Source organism: Arthrobacter sp. FW306-1B-F12A (genome assembly GCF_058781865.1).
The window spans coordinates 39,415-60,169 of the sequence record NZ_JBYSXD010000021.1; the positions used below are offsets into that span (position 1 = coordinate 39,415).

Annotated in this window: 19 protein-coding genes; 16 read left to right on the top strand and 3 right to left on the bottom strand. The window is 61.7% G+C overall.

Features of this window, described 5'->3' with window-relative positions; all coding sequences use genetic code 11:
• Positions 1-55: 55 nt before the first annotated feature.
• On the bottom strand, positions 56-547 hold the full coding sequence (locus tag AC3WJU_RS12020; protein WP_492259943.1) for an Lrp/AsnC family transcriptional regulator: 492 nt from the start codon (positions 545-547) through the stop codon (positions 56-58).
• A 322-nt stretch (positions 548-869) separates the two neighbouring features.
• Between AC3WJU_RS12020 and AC3WJU_RS12025 the strand changes: the two genes are divergently transcribed.
• From AC3WJU_RS12025 to AC3WJU_RS12045, 5 genes are all read left to right on the top strand, one after another.
• On the top strand, positions 870-1,232 hold the full coding sequence (locus AC3WJU_RS12025; RefSeq protein ID WP_492259944.1) for a DMT family transporter: 363 nt from the start codon (positions 870-872) through the stop codon (positions 1,230-1,232).
• 40 nt (positions 1,233-1,272) lie between these two features.
• Positions 1,273-2,703, top strand: coding sequence for an NAD(P)/FAD-dependent oxidoreductase (locus AC3WJU_RS12030; RefSeq protein WP_492259945.1), 1,431 nt, complete (start codon positions 1,273-1,275; stop codon positions 2,701-2,703).
• Positions 2,700-3,068: a cupin domain-containing protein gene (locus AC3WJU_RS12035; protein ID WP_492259946.1), complete on the top strand. Its 369-nt coding sequence runs from the start codon at positions 2,700-2,702 to the stop codon at positions 3,066-3,068. Before AC3WJU_RS12030 ends, AC3WJU_RS12035 begins: the two co-directional genes overlap by 4 nt.
• A gap of 68 nt (positions 3,069-3,136) precedes the next feature.
• Entirely contained in the window at positions 3,137-4,621 is a 1,485-nt protein-coding gene (locus AC3WJU_RS12040; RefSeq protein ID WP_492259947.1) for a gamma-aminobutyraldehyde dehydrogenase, read from the top strand.
• 153 nt (positions 4,622-4,774) lie between these two features.
• The gene (locus tag AC3WJU_RS12045) at positions 4,775-6,280 is read left to right on the top strand and encodes a CoA-acylating methylmalonate-semialdehyde dehydrogenase (RefSeq protein ID WP_492259948.1); all 1,506 of its coding nucleotides are present in this window, start codon (positions 4,775-4,777) and stop codon (positions 6,278-6,280) included.
• Between the two features lie 140 nt (positions 6,281-6,420).
• Here AC3WJU_RS12045 and AC3WJU_RS12050 read toward each other — a convergent pair whose 3' ends face one another.
• Positions 6,421-7,899, bottom strand: a complete 1,479-nt coding sequence (locus AC3WJU_RS12050) for a PucR family transcriptional regulator (protein WP_492259949.1) — start codon at positions 7,897-7,899, stop codon at positions 6,421-6,423.
• Between the two features lie 194 nt (positions 7,900-8,093).
• Between AC3WJU_RS12050 and AC3WJU_RS12055 the strand changes: the two genes are divergently transcribed.
• Entirely contained in the window at positions 8,094-9,422 is a 1,329-nt protein-coding gene (locus tag AC3WJU_RS12055) for an aspartate aminotransferase family protein (RefSeq protein ID WP_492259950.1), read from the top strand.
• A 363-nt stretch (positions 9,423-9,785) separates the two neighbouring features.
• Here AC3WJU_RS12055 and AC3WJU_RS12060 read toward each other — a convergent pair whose 3' ends face one another.
• Positions 9,786-10,370, bottom strand: a complete 585-nt coding sequence (locus AC3WJU_RS12060) for a TetR/AcrR family transcriptional regulator (RefSeq protein WP_492259951.1) — start codon at positions 10,368-10,370, stop codon at positions 9,786-9,788.
• 359 nt (positions 10,371-10,729) lie between these two features.
• Between AC3WJU_RS12060 and AC3WJU_RS12065 the strand changes: the two genes are divergently transcribed.
• The 10 genes from AC3WJU_RS12065 (at position 10,730) to AC3WJU_RS12110 (ending at position 20,261) form a co-directional block, all read left to right on the top strand.
• A complete protein-coding gene (locus AC3WJU_RS12065; protein WP_492259952.1) occupies positions 10,730-11,791 on the top strand; it encodes an ABC transporter substrate-binding protein in 1,062 nt (353 codons plus the stop codon).
• A 98-nt stretch (positions 11,792-11,889) separates the two neighbouring features.
• Positions 11,890-13,431, top strand: coding sequence for an amidohydrolase (locus AC3WJU_RS12070; RefSeq protein WP_492259953.1), 1,542 nt, complete (start codon positions 11,890-11,892; stop codon positions 13,429-13,431).
• On the top strand, positions 13,424-14,281 hold the full coding sequence (locus AC3WJU_RS12075) for an ABC transporter permease (RefSeq protein ID WP_492259954.1): 858 nt from the start codon (positions 13,424-13,426) through the stop codon (positions 14,279-14,281). Before AC3WJU_RS12070 ends, AC3WJU_RS12075 begins: the two co-directional genes overlap by 8 nt.
• A complete protein-coding gene (locus AC3WJU_RS12080; protein ID WP_492259955.1) occupies positions 14,274-15,080 on the top strand; it encodes an ABC transporter permease in 807 nt (268 codons plus the stop codon). Before AC3WJU_RS12075 ends, AC3WJU_RS12080 begins: the two co-directional genes overlap by 8 nt.
• Entirely contained in the window at positions 15,077-16,150 is a 1,074-nt protein-coding gene (locus AC3WJU_RS12085) for an ABC transporter ATP-binding protein (RefSeq protein WP_492259956.1), read from the top strand. The genes AC3WJU_RS12080 and AC3WJU_RS12085 overlap by 4 nt, the downstream gene beginning before the upstream one ends.
• Entirely contained in the window at positions 16,150-17,682 is a 1,533-nt protein-coding gene (locus AC3WJU_RS12090; RefSeq protein ID WP_492259957.1) for an amidohydrolase, read from the top strand. The genes AC3WJU_RS12085 and AC3WJU_RS12090 overlap by 1 nt, the downstream gene beginning before the upstream one ends.
• Positions 17,682-19,052 (top strand): NAD(P)/FAD-dependent oxidoreductase, encoded by a 1,371-nt coding sequence (locus AC3WJU_RS12095; RefSeq protein WP_492259971.1) that lies wholly within the window; start codon positions 17,682-17,684, stop codon positions 19,050-19,052. Before AC3WJU_RS12090 ends, AC3WJU_RS12095 begins: the two co-directional genes overlap by 1 nt.
• Before the next feature lie 8 nt (positions 19,053-19,060).
• Complete coding sequence (locus AC3WJU_RS12100; RefSeq protein WP_492259958.1) at positions 19,061-19,414, top strand: cupin domain-containing protein; 354 nt, start codon at positions 19,061-19,063, stop codon at positions 19,412-19,414.
• A 28-nt stretch (positions 19,415-19,442) separates the two neighbouring features.
• Positions 19,443-19,844 (top strand): hypothetical protein, encoded by a 402-nt coding sequence (locus AC3WJU_RS12105; RefSeq protein WP_492259959.1) that lies wholly within the window; start codon positions 19,443-19,445, stop codon positions 19,842-19,844.
• Between the two features lie 198 nt (positions 19,845-20,042).
• Positions 20,043-20,261 carry a hypothetical protein gene (locus AC3WJU_RS12110; RefSeq protein ID WP_492259960.1) on the top strand — a complete coding sequence of 73 codons (219 nt, stop codon included), beginning with the start codon at positions 20,043-20,045 and terminating at the stop codon, positions 20,259-20,261.
• The last annotated feature ends 494 nt before the right edge of the window (positions 20,262-20,755 follow it).

The following is a 20,755-nucleotide window of genomic DNA, read 5'->3' on the forward strand; positions in this document are numbered from 1 at the left end:
CTGGCCCGGGTGCGCGTGCGCGTTCGAGCCGCGGGCGAGGGTAGAAGCAGGCCGCTTAGCTACTACCGACGCCCCATCCATAAGCGAGCTTATGTGCCTCAAGGACAAAGAACGTTTCCGTGGACTGGACCCCAGGGACGCGTTGGAGTCTGTCATAGAGGAACTCCGTGTAGTGGGGAAGATCCCGACAGACCACCTCGACCATCACATCGAACGTACCCGCGGTGAGGATGACGTAGCTCGTCTCAGGAAAATCGGCCAGGCTCGCACAGACGTCGCGCCCGGTTCCAGGTGCGCATTTAATGCCCACCATAGCCAGCCTGTCGAAGCCGATTGCCAGCGGATTGGCGATTCCCACAATCTGCAGGATCCCGGACTCTTCGAGCTTCTGGACCCTGTAACGGACGGAGGAGGCAGGAATTCCCGATTCCTCGGCGATGTCCTTGAACGGTTTGCGTCCGTCGAGCTGCAGCGCAGCTATGATCCTGCGATCAACGTCGTCCAAGCGAACTGTGGTATTGACCTGTGCCGGTGCTGCTTCCCTCATGTCGTTACCTCGGGCCCGGCTGGAAAATTCTGGCTTAGCATCTTCGACCATTGAGCCAGTGTTACCTGCATTCCAGTGCCGGTCAACTTCGCCCCGGCTTCCATGCGAAGCCGGGGATTGGGGCCGGAGGAGAATTCCCGACCGAGGCTTGGTCGCTCCTCGGGCAACGAACTACATCGGGGAAGGCTGTTCTAGAAGCAGTCGTATGGCGCTAAATTTGTCTTGAAAGCAACTTTGTCGGGATTCGGTTGCGATTTCAGCAACAGCTTGCCTCCGCCGCCAAGCGTCGGGCATGCGCCGCCAGAATAGGGATTGGAAAAATATGCATTGGCTCTTCTTGGCAGCAGCGATCGTGTGCGAGGTTGTTGCCACCGTCCTTCTGAAAGCTTCGGAGGGCTTCACTAAACCCTGGCCGACTGCGGGAATGGTGCTGGGTTATGCCATTTCCTTCTTCTTGCTCAGTTTGGTTCTGCAGTCCCTCGCCGTTGGCACCACCTACGCCATCTGGTCAGCCGTAGGAACAGTACTCATAGCGGTCCTGGGCATCGTCGCCTTTAACGAACTGCTGGGTGTCCTTCAAATAGTTGGAATCCTCGTGACCATTGCTGGAGTCGTCCTGATCAACTTGGGTGGCTCCGCAACCGCAGAACCGACGCCGACTGCATTGTCTTCGAATCAGCTTTAGCCACCACCTCCCAAACATGCACTAACCAAGGAACCGGCAAATGATCAGTTATGACCGCGCCGAGGCAGCAGCCTCACCTGCTCAAATCGACAACGCGCTGGCCTCTGCAGCACCACGCCCCTATTGGCTCGACCACCCGGACCGGCCGGAGGCTTTGCCGCCGCTGCTGGCGGACGCCTCGACAGACCTGGCAATTGTCGGTGGCGGCTACACCGGACTTTGGACCGCCATCCTGGCCAAGGAACGCGATCCCGACAGGAGGGTAGTACTGCTTGAAGGGCGTCGCATTGGCTGGGCGGCCTCGGGACGAAACGGCGGATTCTGCGAGCCATCTTTGACACATGGCGAGTCCAACGGCCGCCAGCACCTGCCCGACGAAGTGCAGCTGCTGGAGCAATTGGGTCGTGAGAACTTAAGAGAGATCCAGGAGTCCATAGAGCGGTACGGGATCGACTGCGACCTCGAAGCGACGGGCGTCCTGAAGGTGGCTACTGAACCGCACCAGGTCCACTGGCTTCTGGAGTCGGTCGAAGAGGACCACTCTGAGTACCTTGACCGTGCCGCCGTCAGCAAGGAGATCGCGTCACCCCTCTACCACGCGGGTTTGTGGGAGCGGGACGGCGCACTGATGGTCCACCCGGCAAAGCTAGCCTGGGGTCTGCGCAAGGTGTGCTTGGAACTGGGAGTCGAGATCTATGAGGACGCGCCGGTTGAACGGGTGGAACCCGTGCGGGGCGCCATACTAGTCTGCACTGCAAATGCAACTGTCCGGGCATCGAAAGTGGCCTTGGCAACCAACGTATTCCAACCGCTGCTTAGACGGGCGCGTCCTTTCACCGTCCCTGTTTACGACTATGCACTGATGTCGGAACCCCTAAGCGACGAACAGTTGCAGTCCATTGGCTGGCAAAACCGGCAGGGAGTCGCGGACCTGAATAACCGCTTCCACTATTACAGGTTGACCAAGGACGTCGAGGGGAGGAGCAGAATTCTTTTCGGCGGTTATGACGCTGTCTACAATTTTGGGCGGCGAGTAAAACCCGAGTATGAACAGAATATTGCAACGTCCCGCAAGCTCGCCGCGCACTTTTTCGCCACTTTCCCGCAGCTTGCGGATGTGAAGTTCACCCACCAGTGGGGCGGGGCGATTGATACCTGCAGCCGGTTCTTCTCGTTTTTCCTCACCGCATATTCCGGAAGGGTCGTTCACTCCGCCGGATACACAGGACTCGGCGTAGCCGCAACCCGGTTCGGTGCGAAAGTCACGCTGGACCTTCTTTCGGGGGAAAAAACGCAGCTGACTGAACTTCAATTGGTGAAGAAGAAGCCGCTTCCGTTCCCGCCCGAACCCATCGCGTGGATCGGCGTTCGACTTATGACAGCTGCCATGGTGAAAGCAGACAGAAATCAAGGTAAACGCGGGCTATTCCTGAAGGTCATGGACGCTATCGGAATGGGATTCGACTCGTGAGCGCAAAGGACTTGTGCGCCGGCCAGGCGCTGGACGTCAACACCGTCGCTTTGAAGCGTGAGGCCGTCCCGGGGGACCAAGTGGCTCAGGGCTCGCCCACCACTGGCCTCCACGGCCTCGGAACGTTCGGCGGTCTCACGCTCGGTATCTGGGAGATGACCAGTGGAGGTATGTACGACGTCGAGGCGGACGAGATCTTTTTGGTTACCGCCGGACGGTCTACTTTGGCGCTGCAGGATCCCGGAGGCACGTCTTCATCGCTTGAGCTGCTTCCGGGAACCGTCGTCAGGCTCGCCGCAGGGATGCGCACCACCTGGTTGGTTCATGATCGGCTCCGCAAGCTCTATCTGGCCCCCAGCCAGTAGTACCGCACGCCCGTCGTCAGGGATGCCCGTGGTGGCTCCTGACCGACCACGACAATAGGAGTTTCCTGATGCATCAATTCATCGATGGCCAATTCCGCACGGGATCCGGCCTGGAAGCCAAAAGGATCAGCCCGGTGACTGGCGGGGCCTCGGAGATCATCCGTTACGCCGACGTCGGGGATGTCGACCACGCAGTATCGTCAGCCAAGCGGGCGTTCATTGATTGGTCTCGGTGGGCCCCGGCGGAGCGCTCCGAAGTGCTCCATCGACTGGCCGGAGAACTCCGGGTCCGCAGCAACGAGCTCGCTGTTGTTGAAAGCGGACAGACGGGCAAATCCATCCGGTTGGCTGCGGGCTTCGATGTCCCGGGCACCGTCGACAATGCGAGCTTCTTTGCGGGCGCCGCCCGGCACTTGCCGGGTCTTGCCGCGGGGGAGTATGGCGCGGGCGGAACCTCAATGATCCGGCGCGAAGCCATCGGCGTCATTGGCTCCATTGCTCCTTGGAACTACCCTCTGCAGATGGCAGGTTGGAAGATCCTGCCGGCCATTGCAGCGGGCAACACCATTGTGCTCAAACCCTCTGAGCTGACCCCCGGTACGAGCCTGATGTTTGCCGAGGCGGCCAAAGTTGCAGGCATCCCGGATGGTGTCATTAATATCGTCACTGGCACCGGGGACGTGGTGGGGGAGCACTTGGTGAGGCATCCGGACGTCGATATGGTGTCCTTCACCGGGTCCACCGCCATCGGCCGGCACATCATGGCAGCAGCAAGTGCCACGGCTAAACGTGTGCATTTGGAGCTCGGCGGCAAGGCGCCGTTCCTGGTGTTTGACGACGCAGACATCGAAGCTGCGGCTCACGGTGCAGTCGCCGCATCAATCATCAACGCCGGCCAGGACTGTACGGCCGCGACACGGGCGTACATTCAGACGCCCGTGTACGGGGATTTCATCGAGAGAGTGGCCGAGTTGATGGACCGGGTGGTATTAGGTGACCCAATGGAGGCCTCAACCGATCTGGGCACTCTCATTACGCACACGCATCGGGACAGAGTGGCCGGTTTCGTTAGCCGTGCCCGTCATCACGGAGCGCGTGTCCTTGCCGGCGGCCATGCCCCCGAGGGGGAACTCTCAGCAGGCGCGTTCTACCGGCCTACTCTCGTGGTGGACGCTGACCAAGCGTCGGAAATTGTCCAGGAAGAAGTGTTTGGGCCGGTGCTGACCGCGTTGCCATTCGACTCTGACGCTAACGGAATCACGTTGGCCAACGACACGCCCTACGGACTGGCAGCCTCGGCATGGACAAACGATGTGGGGAGATCCCTCCGGGCAGCCCAGGATATTCAGGCTGGGTGCGTCTGGATAAACGAGCACATTCCTATCGTGTCGGAGATGCCCCACGGAGGGGTCAAGGGCTCTGGCTTTGGGAAGGACATGTCAACGTACTCACTTGAGGAATACACCAACCTCAAACATGTCGTGATGACTGGCGACCGGACTGCCCGCAAGAAGTGGCAGGACATTGTTTTCAACACGCGGCACGGCCAGTGATTCTACTTTGGCCGCGACCTCCCGTCATGGACAAATGTCGGGAACAGGCAACAGGGCTCGACATATATCGATCACCGAGCATGAACCTGAAATGCCTACAGTGGGAGGGAAATTCTCCGCATTGTCCAGCCTTATCCGAAAGCGAGAACATTCGTGTCCACTCTCCAAGAACTTCCTGTACTGTCCCACTGGATCGGGGGAGAAGAAGCACTCTCTTCCGGCGACCATACCGCCCCGGTCTTCGATCCCGCTCGCGGTGCCGAGACAAAGCAGGTGGCCTTGGCCAACGGCGCCGACATACAGGCGGCCATCACTTCTGCCCACAAGGCATTCCCGGCGTGGCGCGATACGTCCATTACCAAGCGCCAGCAGATCCTCTTCCGCTTCCGCGAACTATTGAACGAGCGCAAGGGCGAACTGGCCGGGATCATCACCTCCGAACATGGCAAGGTGGTCTCCGACGCCTTGGGTGAAATCACCCGAGGCTTGGAAGTGGCCGAACTGGCCACAGGCTTCCCGCACCTGATCAAGGGTGAGCATTCAGAGAACGTCTCCACCGGCGTCGACGTCTACTCCACCAAGGCTCCCCTGGGCGTCGTCGGCATCATCAGCCCCTTCAACTTCCCTGCCATGGTGCCGCTCTGGTTCTTCCCGATCGCCATCGCCGCCGGCAACGCTGTAATCCTCAAGCCAAGCGAAAAGGACCCCAGCGCCGCGAACTGGCTGGCCTCCCTCTTCACCGAGGCCGGTCTTCCCGACGGTGTTTTCAACGTCCTGCACGGCGACAAGGAAGCCGTGGACGGCCTGTTGGCGCACCCCGACGTCAAGGCAATTTCCTTCGTCGGCTCGACACCGATCGCCCAGTACATCTACGAGACTGCCGCCCGCAACGGCAAGCGCGTCCAGGCACTCGGCGGGGCAAAGAACCACATGCTGGTACTGCCCGACGCCGACCTGGACCTGACCGCCGACGCCGCCATCAACGCCGGCTTCGGTTCCGCCGGTGAACGCTGCATGGCCATCAGCGTAGTGGTCGCCGTCGAGCCCGTCGCTGACGAACTGATCGAAAAGATCACGTCCCGCATGTCCACCCTCCGCATCGGCGACGGCCGCCGCAATTGCGACATGGGGCCGCTGGTCACCAAGCAGCACCGGGACAAGGTCGCGAGCTACATCGACCTTGCGGCCGCCGACGGCGCCACGGTGGTCGTGGACGGCAGGAATGTTGAGGTCGACGGCGACGAGAACGGCTTCTGGCTCGGTCCCACGCTGATCGATGACGTCCCCGTCACCTCACGCGCCTACAAGGACGAAATCTTCGGCCCCGTGCTGTCTGTAGTCCGGGTGCGCAGCTACGAAGAGGGCCTGAACCTCATCAACTCAAGCGCCTACGGCAACGGCACGGCGATCTTCACCAACGACGGCGGCGCCGCCCGCCGCTTCCAAAACGAGGTGGAAGTGGGCATGGTCGGCATCAACGTGCCGATTCCGGTTCCCGTGGCCTACTACTCCTTCGGCGGCTTCAAGGACTCCATCTTCGGCAGCTCCAAGGCATACGGCTTGCAAGGCTTCCAGTTCTTCACCCGGGAGAAGGCCATCACCTCGCGCTGGCTGGATCCGAGCCACGGGGGAATCAACCTGGGCTTCCCGCAAAACTAGTAGCCAGAACTAAACAGGTGTCAGGGCCATCTGCAGTGGGTTCTGAAAGCCAAGGCCTCCGGTGCGTGCCGCATCCCGAACGCGCCGGAGGCTCGCCCTCTTTCCAGGCATTTCAGACGCGCAGATATCCTCCGAAACCCCTAACTCTCCTCCAGAAACTCCACTGCCGCGAACAGTTCCAGCCTGTCCCGCAAGACATCGAGGTTGAGCCCCAGGACAGTTCCGGCGGCGTCGATCCGGTTCCTAAGGGTGTGCCGGTGTATCCCCAACTGGCGGGCGGTCAGGTCCCAGACGCAGTTGTTCCGCAACCACGCCGAAACCGTCGGCAGCAGTTGCGTCAGCTCAGACTGATCGTGCTGAACCAAAGGTTCAAGGAGCCTTCGGGCCACCGATTCAGCTTCTTCCCGCCGCAGCAGGCCCAGCATTCCGCCCTGGGTCATCTCCTCGAAGGCCACCATCGGGCGGGACAACTCCACCGCCCTCTGCAGGGATCGCTCGCCTTCTTTCAGCGCCCCGGCCAGATTGCCGAAGTCCGCCTCACCAGAGGATCCAGCGGTCGCGCCGTACCTTTCCAACAGGCCCGCGACCTTTTGATGGAGTGCCGGCCCCGCCAGGACAACGACGTTCTCGTTACGCTGGGCATAGAAGACGGCACCGCGATGATCGTCAGACAACAGCTCAAGGGCCTCAAGGAGGTTCTGGCCTTCGCCGGGAGGCTGTGCCACCGTCACCACCAGCGGCTCAACAGGCAGCCTTCCCCACACTTGGCGCGCGGTCCGGTCCGCCACATCCGTGTTCCCAGCTAGCAGTTGCTCGAATACGCCCGCACGCAGGTGCCGCCGTGCCGTGTCCAGGGTCCGCGTCTGCTCTAGCGCCAGGCTGGCCAACGCAATCACGCTGTTGATGATGTCCGTTCGGGCCGGGTCCAACGGCTCGATGGCGCCAAGCACCAGCACGCCCCTCAGAAAGTGCCGTCGTCCCAACGTCTGCAAGGTGATCTGCTCCCCTTCAACCGTCAGCTGGGAAACAGACCGGGACCCTTGATCCAGCGCCTTCCTGACCGCCTCTTCCACCCCCGGCATCAGCGCCGAGGGCACCGGGCGGTTGTTGGGCATCAGAATGTGGTTCCCCGCGGCGTCGAACAAGGCAACCCAGCCCTGGAGCTGCCGCTCAAGCTCGGCGAGGATGGATCTCAACCCGTCAGGCCGCAGCGCGGCCCTTGCGATGGCCCTCTGCGCCTGGAGCGACCATTCCGAGCGTGCATTCTGCTCCCTCGCCAGCCAATCGGCCACGAAACGGATGATGGCAATGAAGGGCGTGCGGTCGGGAACCTCAACCAGCGGCAGGCCGTGGTGGCGGCACGCATCCACCAAGCCTTGCGGCAAGACCCCGTGGATGACCTGCGTGGCGAATCCGAGCCCGCTGATCCCGTGTTCTACGAGCCGCTCCACATACGCGCCGTAAAGATCATCACCGGCGTTGTCGACCGGAAACTGCGTCCCGTCTGTCAGGAGGAGCTGCCCAGGGTCCAGGAACGGCGTCGGGTCATCAAGGTCGGAACTGTGTACCCACGAAACCTGGGCGTCAACGGCCGGACTGGCGTGGTCTGGGGTGACCAACCGCAGCCTGAGGGAGCGGTTGTGAAGGATTGTGTTTAACGTTGGCGGCACACTCTCAGCCTACTTGGAAAAACGTAGAGCATCGCCTCATGGATTGGACAAATGTCGAAGGACATTATTACCCCGCCCAGAACATCATGAAAGGGAAGGCCACATGCTCCCGCAATAAGAGGCCCCGATGAGAGGACGTTCCCATGAACCCCGGCCGGACGGCTTTGGCCGCACCCATCACCAACTTCGACGTCGTGGCCTTGGACAGGGCCAACGTCTTCCATTCCTGGTCCGCCCAGAAAACGTTGAAGCCGTTGGCGATCGCCGGCGGGTCGGGCAGCACCGTTTGGGATCACGACGGACGGACGTACCTCGACTTCTCCAGCCAACTGGTCAACACCAACATCGGCCACCAGCACCCCCGCCTCATCGAGGCCATCAAGCAGCAGCTCGATACCCTCACCACGGTTGCCCCGGCCCACGCTAACTTCACGCGGGGTCTCGCGGCAGAAAAGATTCTCTCCCACGCGCCAGGCACCATGGACAAGGTGTTCTTCACGAACGGCGGCGCAGACGCCAACGAGAATGCCATCCGCATGGCGCGCCTGCACACCGGCCGTGACAAGGTCATCTCCCGCTACCGTTCGTACCACGGCAACACGGGGGCGGCGATCGTGGCGACGGGGGACTGGCGCCGTATCCCCAACGAATACTCCCGCGGCCACGTCCACGTCTTCGGCCCATACCTCTACCGCTCGGAGTTCTGGGCTGAGACACCTGAGCAGGAGGCCGAGCGCGCCTTGCGGCACTTGCGCCGGACCATCGAACTGGAAGGCCCCCAGTCCGTGGCCGCCGTGCTCCTCGAGACCGTTCCCGGTACCGCCGGAATCCTGGTCCCGCCGCCCGGCTACCTTGAGGGCGTCCGCGCGCTGTGCGACGAACACGGAATCTTCCTCATCCTCGACGAGGTCATGGCCGGCTTCGGACGCACCGGCGACTGGTTCGCCCTGGACGCCTTCAACGGCCGCCCGGACCTCATCACCTTCGCCAAGGGCGTCAACTCCGGCTATGTCCCGGTGGGTGGCGTCATCATCTCCAAGGAAATCGCGGGCACGTTCGACGAGCGCGTCTTCCCCGGAGGCCTGACCTACTCCGGCCACCCCTTGGCCGCCGCTTCCATCGTGGCCTCCATCGATGCGTTCGAAGAGGACAACATTGTCGAAAATGCCGGGCTCATCGGCAGCGACCACCTCGGGCCCGGCTTGGCCACGCTTGCAGCAAGACACTCCGTGATCGGTGAGGTCCGCGGACGGGGCGTCTTCTGGGCCCTGGAACTCGTCGAAGACCGCCAGACCCGCAAGCCCGTCACCCCCTCGTTCATGGGACGAGTCAAGGCCGAGCTCATAAACCGCGGACTGCTGCCCTTCATCGCCGACAACCGCATCCACGTGGTCCCGCCCGCCGTGGTCACTCCCGAAGAAGTGCACCAGGCACTCGCGATCTACGACGACGCCCTGACCGCCGTCAGCTGAAAGAACTCAGCAGTTCTCGTCGGGAGCAGCCGGGTCCCCGAGCGAGGTCCGGCTGCGGGCAGCGACGAGGGCCACGCGGACGGTCGGGGATTTCGCTTCCGAGCATGCGCCGACCGTCCGCCAACCCGGATTGCCTGCCCATGGAAGGGACTTTGAAACAGTCCTGTGTATCTTCGGCGACGGCCCGTCTGTCCGTCCTCGCCACGGTCCGTAAACGGAGCGACCAATTTAATAGCAACCTGTCGCCCAGCCCAAATGGAACATCGGCCGTCAGATCCAGGGGAGTTCCTGGGCCAGGAGGCCGTGGCGCCTGTGTGGGCAGCCGGCCTATCCAGCTTTAGCACACGCGCCGATCGAAGCGCCTCAGCTGCCCCGGGCATCAAGAAGCAACTTGTTCAGGAGGTGTTCCAGTGCCCTGTTTGCCTTCTCGTCGGTCCATATGTCCGGATCCTCGACAGACTTGACGTGAAAACCACGGCAAAACAGATACAGGATGTCCGCAATCTGCTCCGCATGGGCCAAGCCGGCGTCATGCGAGGATCGCAGGAACTCGGCATACGTGGTGTCCGTGACGGTCTTGACTACCTCATATGCCGCGTTTGCCCCCCGCACATCAGCGATGGCCTCAATCCAGAGCGCGCGCAGCACAATGTCCTCGGCTGAAGTGGTGCACATCCAACGCGCTACGCCAACCATACGCTCGATCCCCACCGTCCCGGACAGCCGTTCTTCGCGGTCGGCTCCCCACCCGGCGCGAGCATGCTCCAGTGCATTCACCATCAGTTGCGCGCGCGACGGAACAAAGTTGGTGATGAAGGCGGTGGACCGGCCAAGATGTTCTGCCACTGACCGCAGTGTCACGCCGCGGCTGCCCCGCTCACTGGCAACCCGGATGGTTGCCTTGGCGATATCCGACAGGCGGACGGACTCGTTGACATCGATCGGCACGATCGGCACCCCTTTCGGTACGGCACGGAGAACTGCGAGGACGCCTTGCAGCCCGGCTCTTGACGTGTTCCTTCAGTAAGGATAGCTTGGTAAAACAATGTTGTAAAACATGTGAATATCTCAACGAGGCTCCTGAACTGCAGCTGCCTCAGCTGGCTCGAGTCAGACGCCAAAACCAGAACCACGTGGGTTCTGCGTCGAAACACGAACAGCACCCCTCCCGCATTCGTACGGGCAATCAGTCAGGCAGCGTGATCCGCTGGGGTGGCCGGGGGAACATGCAAACCATTCCTTAGCGCAAACGCGCTGATGCCTCCACCCATGGGACAAAGCAGTCCTATCTTTCAAGGAGAAAACAGATGTCACATCGTAAACGGAGTGCGGCGGCAGCAGCCGCTCTGGCTCTCCTTCTAGCTGGCTGCGGCGCCTCGGCGTCCCCTGATGCTGCGTCCAGCTCGTCATCCGACACGGGGAAGCTGACTTTGGTCACCTATGGAAGTGCTTTCCAGGACGCACAGCAATCATCAATCATTGGTCCGTTCGAGAAGGACACCGGAACCAAAGTGACGGTCGAGAGTCCTGTGGACCCGGCCAAGCTCAAGGTCATGGCCGAGACCGGGAACCCCACATGGGACGTGTACGTGGCCGGCCAGCAGGATGTTCCCGCTTATTGTGGCAAGTATTTTGAAAAGCTGGACCTGAGCAACATCAAAAAGAGCGATTTTGCGGAAGGTACGGTCGAGGACTGTGGCGTGCCTTTGGACACGTATTCCTACACGATCGTTTACAACAAGAACAAGTACGGGAACAAGCCGCCGACGTCCATCGCTGACTTCTTCGACACGAATAAGTATCCGGGAAGCCGCGCGATGTCCAATGACCCTTCCGAGGGCAACCTTGAGCTTGCGCTGATCGCGGACGGCGTTTCGCCGGACCATCTGTACCCGCTCGACTATAACCGGGCGTTCAAGGTGCTGGACCGCGTCAAGGCCAACACGCTCTTCTGGTCCTCGGGAGCCGAACAAGTGCAGATGATGGAGCAACAGCGCGCGGACATGATGCTGATCTGGTCAGGCCGAGGCTATGAAGCTGCACAGGCCGGAGCACCCTACGCCCCGGTCTGGCAGGACAACATCTACCACTGGGCCTCGCTCGCTATCGTCAAGGGCTCGCCGAACAAGGTTGCCGCCCAGAAGTTCATCGACTACGCCGTATCCAAGGAGCCACAAACCCGCTGGGCAGAAAGCATCGCCTACGGCGCGGCGAATCTCGCGGCAACTCCCAAGCTGGACCCCATAAAGTCCGCCTGGGATTCATCATCCAAGGACCATCGCGCTGTCTCCCACCAGGTGGACAACAGCTGGTGGGCCCAGAACCAGGACGATGTCGTTTCCCGCTGGACGGCCTGGACGGCCGGCTGACCCAGCCAGGCGTTCCGCCGGCGGGCATTCGTCCCGCCGGCGGACACATCCCTTTTTGAAAGGCAACCGTGCATTCCATAGCACTGATTAACGGATCCGTGAGCACGCTCAACGAGCATGGATCCCGGAGCGAGAGCATCCTGATCGAGGACGGAATCGTCACAGTCCTCGGCACCACCGCCGAAGTGCTCGCAAAGACCAAGACCCTGCCGGGCATCCGTGTCGTCGATGTCGACGGCGCAACGATCCTGCCGGGACTTATCGATTCCCACACGCACGTCGAATTCTGCGCCTTGAGCCGTGAATGGCTCGACGTCCGGGGATTGCACCCGCAGGACACGCTCGAGCGTCTGCAGCAGAACCTCGGGCAAACCGTTGATGGCTGGCTGATCGCGCAGGGGACATTCGGGCAAGATCTTCCGAACCGTTCTGAACTTGATGCCGTTTCAGGCACCGTGCCCATCCTCGTTCGGGAGAGCATGCACCGGCTCAGCGCCAACTCGGCCGCTCTTGAACGGGCCGGAATCGTACGAGGGTACACATCACCGCGCGGCACCCTGGTCGAACTTTCAGACGACGGAGTTCCTACCGGACGGGTTGACGAAGGGTTCCACCTGTTCCCGGTGCCGGCGACCTCACCGGAACGACTTCAACACATTCTCGAACTCGAACTGACGACGTCATTCGCCAGGCACGGCGTCACCACCGTCTACGAGTTACCGGCCACCGCCGAGGGAGTCAGTGCCTACCAACGGCTCAACGCCGACGGCCGCCTCCCCGTTCGCCTCAGCCTGACGCTCACGGTTGCGCCCGGATTGAACCCCATTCTGTCATCCGTCAGCCAGCTTGCGGGCATCGGGATCGGGAGCGGCTTCGGGAATGACCACCTGTGGCTCAACGGCGTCAAACTCTTCGTCGATGGCGATGACTCGTCGTCCTTCGATTCCCGGCATCTCGCCTTGAGCCCCAGCAAATGGGGTGCCGTGACCAGGCACTACGCAGACTTGGTCGAAGAGCTCGTCATCGCGGACAGGGCCGGCCTTCAAGTCTGGATTCACGCGATCGGAGACCTGGCACAAATGGTGGCCCTGGACGCCATCGACGAAGCGGGGCGGGTGTCCGAACCACGCGACCGGCGGACCCGGCTGGAGCACGTTGCGAACCAGTGGATCGACGAGGCCATGATCACCCGTCTTCGCGATTTGAGCGTCATCCCTGTGCCCACTGCCGGCTTCATCCATGCAGACGACGGCGCCGGGGTTTACGCCTACCGATCACTGGTACAGGCCGGTCTGATGCCGCCGGGGAACTCCGACACCGGAGGGACCCAACCATTTGCCACCAACCCGTGGTTCGGTGTGGCGGCAATGCTCGACCGGAAGAACCGCGACGGGCTGGTGATCGACGCCGGTGAATCCGTGGATGTGGGAACCGCGATCCGCACCTACACGGAGTTCGCGGCCTATGCAGGCGGTCTTGAAGGTCAGATCGGGGTACTGCGCGTCGGCGGCCGCGGTGACTGCGCTGTCTATCGGCAGGACCCGCGGCACATGACACCGAGGGAGCTACGCGGGTTGGAGTCCGATCTGACCGTCGTCGGCGGACGCGTTGTTTGGAGCGATGGAGCACATGATGACTAGCACGTTGGCGAGGTCCGGAACCAAGCTGCACGGATCCCTGCTTGCAGTACCGGCGGTGGCCGTCGTCGTGGTGTTCTTTCTGGTCCCGCTCGTTGTTCTCTGTGCCCGGAGTTTCCTGGAGCCTCAACCAGGCTTCGGACAATACGCGCGTCTGTTCAGTGACCCAACCTCGATCACCATCCTCGTCCGGACCATGATCGTTGCCCTGCTGGTCACCGCCGTGACCCTGGTTCTGTCTTACCCATACGCCTACCTCATGAGCATTGCCAAGCCAAAGGCCAGATCAATCCTGCTGTTTCTTGTCTTGCTCCCGTTCTGGTCGAGTCTCATGGCCAGGACCTTTTCCTGGATCGTGCTCCTGCAGCCCAACGGGCCTATCGCGAACTTCCTCAGATCAATCGGCCTGGGCGGAATACCCCTGCTCGGCTCCCAGGTCGGCGTCACGATCGCGATGGCACAGGTTCTCCTTCCCTTTATGGTCCTGCCGCTCTACAACAACATGACCCAACTTGACCGGAAGCTGCTCAGCGCGGCCTATTCGATGGGAGCGTCGCGCCCACGGGCGTTCATCAAGGTGTTTCTTCCCCTTTCATTGCCAGGCGTAACCGCCGGTTCGGTACTGGTATTCATCCTCGCCTTGGGGTTCTGGGTCACTCCCCGGCTGATCGGCTCACCCCAGCAATCACTCATCGGCCAATTCATCGAAACCAAGGTGGGCAGGCTGCTGGACTTCGCCGGAGCTGGTGCTCTCTCCTTGGTCCTACTGGTCATCACAGGACTGCTCCTCGCCATCGCTCGCAGAGCAACGAGGGGCATCATGCCCTCTGAAGGAGGGGACGGCAATGAATGAGGAAAACAAATCGGGCTGGGGCCTGCGCCTGTGGGCCGTTCTGGTCGGTGCGATCCTGATTGCCCCCTTGCTTGTTGTCATTCCGGTCTCCTTCGCATCGCAAGAGAGCTTCGCGTTCCCACCAAAGGGGTTTGACCTTCATTGGTACGCAAACATCTTCGAGAATCCACGCTGGATCAACTCCATCGGGACCTCGGTTCTGATTGGCGTCCTGGTGACCGTCATATCTACGATTCTCGGTACGACTGCCGCCCTTGGGATACGACGGATCCGGGGACGGGCCGCAACGATCATCACCGGAGCGCTCATGGCCCCCATGATCGTGCCCGGAATCGTCAGCGGCGTAGCCATCTACGCCACCTACCTTCGTTGGCACTTGACGGGCAACCTGCAAGGCTTCCTGCTGGCCCACACCGTTCTGGCAATGCCCTTCGTTGTCATTACGGTGCTCTCCAGCCTTGCCGGTGTCGATCCCGCATTGGAGCGGGCAGCCACAAGCCTGGGTGCCGGACCGCTGAGGACATTTTTCCGCGTCGTCCTTCCCGACATCTCCCGCGGGGTGGCCGCAGGAGCCCTGTTCGCATTCGTCACCTCATTCGATGAAGTGGTCGCGGCAAGCTTCCTACAGTCCCCACAAGTTCGGACACTGCCGATCGAAATGTTCGTCAGCGTGACCAACGAAGTGAATCCGACCATCGCGTCAGTCTCCACCATCATCCTGGCAGTGACAACGGTGGTTGTTCTGCTGCCCATGCTCGCCCGGAAAGGCGACCGGCGACAAAAGAAGGCAATGCAATGAGCACAAACACCTCCGGCGTTCGACTCGACGCCATCACCAAACGCTTCCGCACCGGCGCCGTCGGGATCGAGAACGCCACGATCGATGTCGCGCCCGGTGAGTTCGTGACGTTCCTCGGGCCCTCCGGGAGCGGGAAGACCACCACGCTGAACCTCATAGCCGGCTTTGCGAAGCCGACCTCGGGTCGAATCTGGATCGGCGGCAGGGACGTGACGGCGCTGTCCCCGGGCCACCGCAACCTGGGAGTCGTGTTCCAGAACTACGCCCTGTTTCCGCACATGTCTGTCCGCGACAACGTCGCGTTCGGCTTGCATGGCCGTGGCCTATCGAAGTCAGAGAGCAGAGACCGCATCGATGAAGCCATCGCCCTCGTTCACCTCAAGGGTTACGAAGACCGACTGCCGCGGCAGTGCTCCGGCGGCCAGCAACAACGCGTAGCCCTGGCCCGTGCTCTGGTCTATCGCCCCCCGGTGCTGCTTATGGACGAGCCACTCAGCGCACTCGACAAGGCGCTAAGGGATGAGATGCAGGTCGAGATTGGCCGCATCCATCGTGAAGTCGGCACCACGTTCCTCTTCGTCACCCACGACCAGGGCGAAGCGATGGGGCTGAGCGACCGAATCGTGCTGTTCAACAAGGGCTGCATCGAACAGATCGGTACACCCTCTGAGCTCTATGAGCGTCCCCGGACGCTGTTCGCCGCGCGTTTCCTCGGGGAATCGAACGTCTTCCACGGAAAGAGTTCCGGCACCGAGGTCGCCTACGGCAATCGCGTTTTGCGCGTTCCGTCCTCCGACGTGTCCGGCGAGGCAGCCTTGATTGTCAGGCCAGAGCACCTCACCGTTATCCCCGCGGGGCAACAACCGTCCGGGCACAACATCTTGCCGGCGGTGGTAACCGACGTGTCGTACTTCGGCAGTTTCCGTCGCATACTGATTCAACTTCCGGATGGCACGCGCGGGCGCCTCCATGAAGCGGCCGGTCAGGGCGCGCTCAGAGAAGGTGAACACATATCTGTTGGCTGGCACCCAGGGAACGGTGTCGTCGTGCCCGCCAACAGCGGAACGTGATGGGCCAGGAACGCAAGCTTTTCACTGGAGCAAATGCTCTCCTCGGAGGTAGGCAGACCCTGGTTCCGAGCGACGTGCTCGTGTGTGGGCCGCGTATTGAACAGATTGGACCTGCTGGAAGCATTGATGCGGCACGGGCTGATTCCGTGGTTGATTTGGACGGGTCTGTACTTCTACCGGGGTTCGTAGACGGGCACTGCCACCTCGAGCTGACTCTCGCGGGTCTGGAGCATCACGTTTCCGTGCATTCACCCCCCCACCGCAGTTTGACGGAGATTCTGGAGCATCTGGCGCATGCCAGGCAGTCCCAGCCACGGGGATGGATCATCGCGCGGAGCTCCTTCGGGCTACAGCACAAAGTCGCGGAAGGCCGGCTGCCCCACAAGGACGAGCTTGACTGGATCAGCCCACACGAGCCCATGGTGGTGATGGCCGGCCTGCATGTAGCTTGCCTCAACACGGCTGCAATCACTGCGCTGGGGCTCGATGACCTGCGGTCCCTACCGTCCTGGATGGATGTAGACGTCGACAGATCAGGGCCGACAGGCGTGTTCACGGAAGTCTGGGACCGCCTGCCCACGCACTCATCGGCCGAGGTCATGTCTGCGTTGAGGGCGCACGCTCGCCCTACGTTCTCAGCTGTTGGAACCACGAGCCTCAGCACCATTTCGACTTCCGCGGATGATGTTCGTGCGTTGCACCGCCTGGCGAAGGCGAATGAGCTGCCGTTCCGTGTGCGGTTCTTCGTTCACGTCCCGCGAACTGCGAGCCTGGAAGAAGTCCTGGCGTGGGGGCCGGAATCCGGCTTCGGAGACGACATGTTGCGATTCGGCGGCGCCAAGATCTTCATCGACGGGGAAGGGGCGACGGCCTATGGGGAACATAGAGACGATACGAAATGGGACCGGGCGGAACTTGAACAGTTCGTGGATGCCGCGGATCGTTCAGGCGTCCAGCTGCTCATGCACGCAGTAACCCCGCACGCCATTCGGCTCGTATGTGAGGTGATCAACTCCATTGCTTCACGACGGCGCATGAATATGCGGCACCGGATCGAGCACGGTGCCGACTTCATCGACCCCGAAGACATTCCACTCGTTGCGGCTACCCCGGTACGACTTGTGGCTACACCGCATTTCGCTGTATCGGACGAAGGACATCAGCAGGGATTCCAGCCCCTTCGCCAGCTGATCGACGCAGGGTTTGAGGTCATCGGAGCAAGTGATGCAACCGGAACCGTTCCAGATGGAATCAGCCCGCTCCGGAACGTCAGTCTGGCGGCCAGCCGAACGGCGGGCGCGAAGCCTTCACCTCACCGGATTTCAGCTCTCGAAGGACTGCGCATGTTCGGGGAGTGGGCCGCCAAAGGAGTGGACGAACACCATGAGAAAGGAACCGTAGAAGTGGGTAAGTTAGCGGATTTTGTTGTAGTGGACCGGGACCCCTTGAGTGTTGACTCCTCGGATGTCGAACACGTCAAGGTGTTGTCCACTTTCCTGGGCGGAACGTTGATTTCCGGAGCCGCGAAATGATGCGCAACGGGGACGTGTCTTTTTGGTGGGACCAAGTCGGTCTGCACGCGCCCAGACCCTCCCTGCCCGGGGACACCCAGGTGGACGTCGCGATCGTGGGGGCAGGCTACACGGGGTTGTGGACTGCGTACTACTTGAAGAAGGCCGTCCCCGACATCCGGATCGCGGTCCTTGAGTCCCGCTTCGCAGGCTACGGAGCCTCCGGCCGAAATGGCGGCTGGCTAACGAACTCCGTGACCGGAGGGCTGGACCAGTACGTCGGTACTCACGGCCGGCAGGCGGCCGTCAATCAGCAGCACGCCATGAACCGGTCTGTGGACGAGGTGATCCGGGTCGCGTCGGAAGAGAACATCAACGCCGACATCCGAAAGGGGGGCGAGCTCAACGTTGCGTACACCCCCGCGCAGGCGCAGCGGCTCAACGCTTCGTTCACCACGCAGCGCGAATGGCCCGGAACGGACGTCGTCCTGCTGTCCGCAGAAGAATCGGCGGCCCGGGTGGGTGTCAGAGGCACCCTTGCAGGTATCTGGCATCCGCACTGTGCCCGCGTCCACCCGGCGAAGCTTGCCGCTGGTCTGGCGGCGGCGGTGGAAGCTTCCGGCGTGCCCATTTACGAGGGCACCCGCGTCAAATACATCCTGCCCGGTAGGGCGGAGACGGAACACGGGACGGTACATGCGGACCACGTCATCCGGGCGACGGAAGGGTTCACCGCTGATCTTGAGGGAGAGCACCGGACGTGGTTGCCCATGAACTCCTCAATGATCATCACCGAACCCCTCCCCAAGGAGTTCTGGGAGGAGATCGGCTGGTCCGGATATGAAGCCCTCAGCGACTTCGCACATGTCTACATGTATGCGCAGCGGACGGAGGATGACCGCATCGCGTTCGGAGGCCGCGGCGTCCCGTACCGCTACGGGTCCCGGGTCGACCAGGACGGCAGAACCGACCAGGCCACCATCCAAAGCCTCCGGAATCTGCTCGTGCGGTTCTTCCCGGCCGCACACGACGTCCAGGTCGATCACGCGTGGTCGGGCGTGCTCGGTGTCCCTCGGGACTGGTCAGCCAGCGTGCAGTACGACACGCGGACCGGGCTGGGATCGGCAGGAGGCTACGTCGGTACCGGTGTCACGACGACCAACCTGGCCGGACGCACCCTGACCGATCTTATTCTCCGACGCGACACTGATCTGACGCGTTTGCCCTGGACGAACCATCAGGCCCGCAACTGGGAGTTTGAACCCCTTCGGTGGCTGGCCGTCCAGACAATTTACGGGGCATACCGGGCGGCCGACCGCAATGAATGCCGCTCTGGTCGACCAGGAACGTCAGCGCTTGCGAGCATCGCAGGCCTCATCTCAGGAAGGTAAGCAGAAGAATGAGCGACACCGTAGGAACAGCCGTGGTGGCCAAACCTGCCACCATTCAACTTGGACGGACGGCGTTGAAGGAGTCGTCCTTGACAGCCGGGCAGGTCGAAACGAGCAAATCGATATGGGAGGCCGCCGGGACGGAGGTGGGGTTTTGGGAATGCTCCCCGGGCCGCTTCACCGCCTCCCGTGAGGGCTATGCCGAGATCTGCCAGGTTCTCACGGGCAGGGCCACGTTGACCGACAGTGCCGGAAATTCGGTGACGGTCAGCGCCGGTGACACGCTAATCACCCCGGAGGGCTGGCAAGGGGTATGGGACGTCCACACCACAATCCGCAAGCTATACGTGATCGTGCGTTGACCCCGTCACCGGAGCAGGTTTCCGCTCCGTGAAACTGGTCGGAGAGCTTGCCATGCACCACGGGCACGCCACGTCAGCAGGAAGGACGGTCTCGATGGAGCAAGTGCGCGGCAATGAGATCGTGGTGAAGGGGCACTGCCGGCATTCCCACGGCCCTCCATTGACGCCTGCCGAATGGGTGTTCCTGAACCCAGACGACAAGGTTTGCGTTAAACGGGAAAACGAAAACGTCACAAGCGGCATGGTGGACATCGTGGCCCCAGATGCGTCAATCTTCTGGATCTGGCTCGATGGGGGCCGTGGACGGGTGGCTGTTCACGAGGACGATGACGTCAGCGTGTGGTTCGAGGAAGCCCGCCCCTGGTTCACTCTCGAGCAGCTTCAGCTCCCGCCGGGGGCCGCCGGCGTGGTTATGCCCTGGCAAGAATGAAGAATCCCTTTGCGCGTGGATGGGGCCCCCGAAACGACCGCGCACCCGCCGCCGCTGGCCCCATCCCCGTGGTGCTCTTTCCCGCGAACAAGTCCGGGACGTATTCGCGCACGATAAACCGGATCGCCGCGGTTCAACCACGGTCTCCGTCATTATCGACCGGAGACAATCAAGCACAGCCAGAAGAAAGCAAGCACGATGAACGAAAACACACAGGATCACCCGCTAACGGTCACCGCAACCAGCAAGGACACGCTGGAACACGAGCTCAACGACGCTGTGTTGCTGATGCAGGGAAAGGCAATGACAGAAGGCCTCCGCGGAATCCTGGTCATTCATGAGGCGCCGGGTCGCTGCACCGTGGCCCTGAGCCATGACGTCCCATTTGGTCTGACGAGAGAAAAACAGGCGTGGTAGTAAAACGCCGGATTTCATGCGAGCACGGCGACGCACTGCGACTATTGGAGCGGTTGTCAACCAGCGGTCCTGTTGAAAGACGAGGCGTTGGTGCAGAGCTCTGGCGGGCGCAGCTAGCGCCGGGAACGAAACTCCCGCCCCGTCTTAGCCACCGGACGCCTCCGGGACCGGGTTCCTGCAGGAAGCAATGGCCAACGAGCTCCAGCCGTTGGCCATTGGCGGGATCAGCTATTCGTCTAATCAGCCATGCAGGGGCGGCTTCGCTCGTCCCGCCGTGGAACGGGAAAATTCGCCCGGCAGCTTCCTTTGGGTTCCAGCCGTCTTGTTCCGGAGGTAACGCGGGCTGATACTGCTGCTGTGTTCCGGAAACGACCCTGCTAACTCTGTGGTGCCGCGAGCCCGCATATCAGCCTGGTGGTGGAGAGCCCGTTTCCGCGGGGACCGTGGAATGTTGCCATCAGCACGGGCGTCAGAATTCTGCTTCTTTTGCTCTC

Bases quoted from the DNA above. Each gene is read 5' to 3' on its own strand.
- AC3WJU_RS12040 (WP_492259947.1), top strand. From the start codon at position 3,137: ATGCATCAATTCATCGATGGCCAATTCCGCACGGGATCCGGCCTGGAA.
- AC3WJU_RS12065 (WP_492259952.1), top strand. From the start codon at position 10,730: ATGTCACATCGTAAACGGAGTGCGGCGGCAGCAGCCGCTCTGGCTCTC.
- AC3WJU_RS12030 (WP_492259945.1), top strand. From the start codon at position 1,273: ATGATCAGTTATGACCGCGCCGAGGCAGCAGCCTCACCTGCTCAAATC.
- AC3WJU_RS12085 (WP_492259956.1), top strand. From the start codon at position 15,077: ATGAGCACAAACACCTCCGGCGTTCGACTCGACGCCATCACCAAACGC.
- AC3WJU_RS12075 (WP_492259954.1), top strand. From the start codon at position 13,424: ATGACTAGCACGTTGGCGAGGTCCGGAACCAAGCTGCACGGATCCCTG.
- AC3WJU_RS12055 (WP_492259950.1), top strand. From the start codon at position 8,094: ATGAACCCCGGCCGGACGGCTTTGGCCGCACCCATCACCAACTTCGAC.
- AC3WJU_RS12080 (WP_492259955.1), top strand. From the start codon at position 14,274: ATGAATGAGGAAAACAAATCGGGCTGGGGCCTGCGCCTGTGGGCCGTT.
- AC3WJU_RS12095 (WP_492259971.1), top strand. From the start codon at position 17,682: ATGCGCAACGGGGACGTGTCTTTTTGGTGGGACCAAGTCGGTCTGCAC.
- AC3WJU_RS12110 (WP_492259960.1), top strand. From the start codon at position 20,043: ATGAACGAAAACACACAGGATCACCCGCTAACGGTCACCGCAACCAGC.
- AC3WJU_RS12020 (WP_492259943.1), bottom strand. From the start codon at position 547: ATGAGGGAAGCAGCACCGGCACAGGTCAATACCACAGTTCGCTTGGAC.
- AC3WJU_RS12100 (WP_492259958.1), top strand. From the start codon at position 19,061: ATGAGCGACACCGTAGGAACAGCCGTGGTGGCCAAACCTGCCACCATT.
- AC3WJU_RS12025 (WP_492259944.1), top strand. From the start codon at position 870: ATGCATTGGCTCTTCTTGGCAGCAGCGATCGTGTGCGAGGTTGTTGCC.
- AC3WJU_RS12090 (WP_492259957.1), top strand. From the start codon at position 16,150: ATGGGCCAGGAACGCAAGCTTTTCACTGGAGCAAATGCTCTCCTCGGA.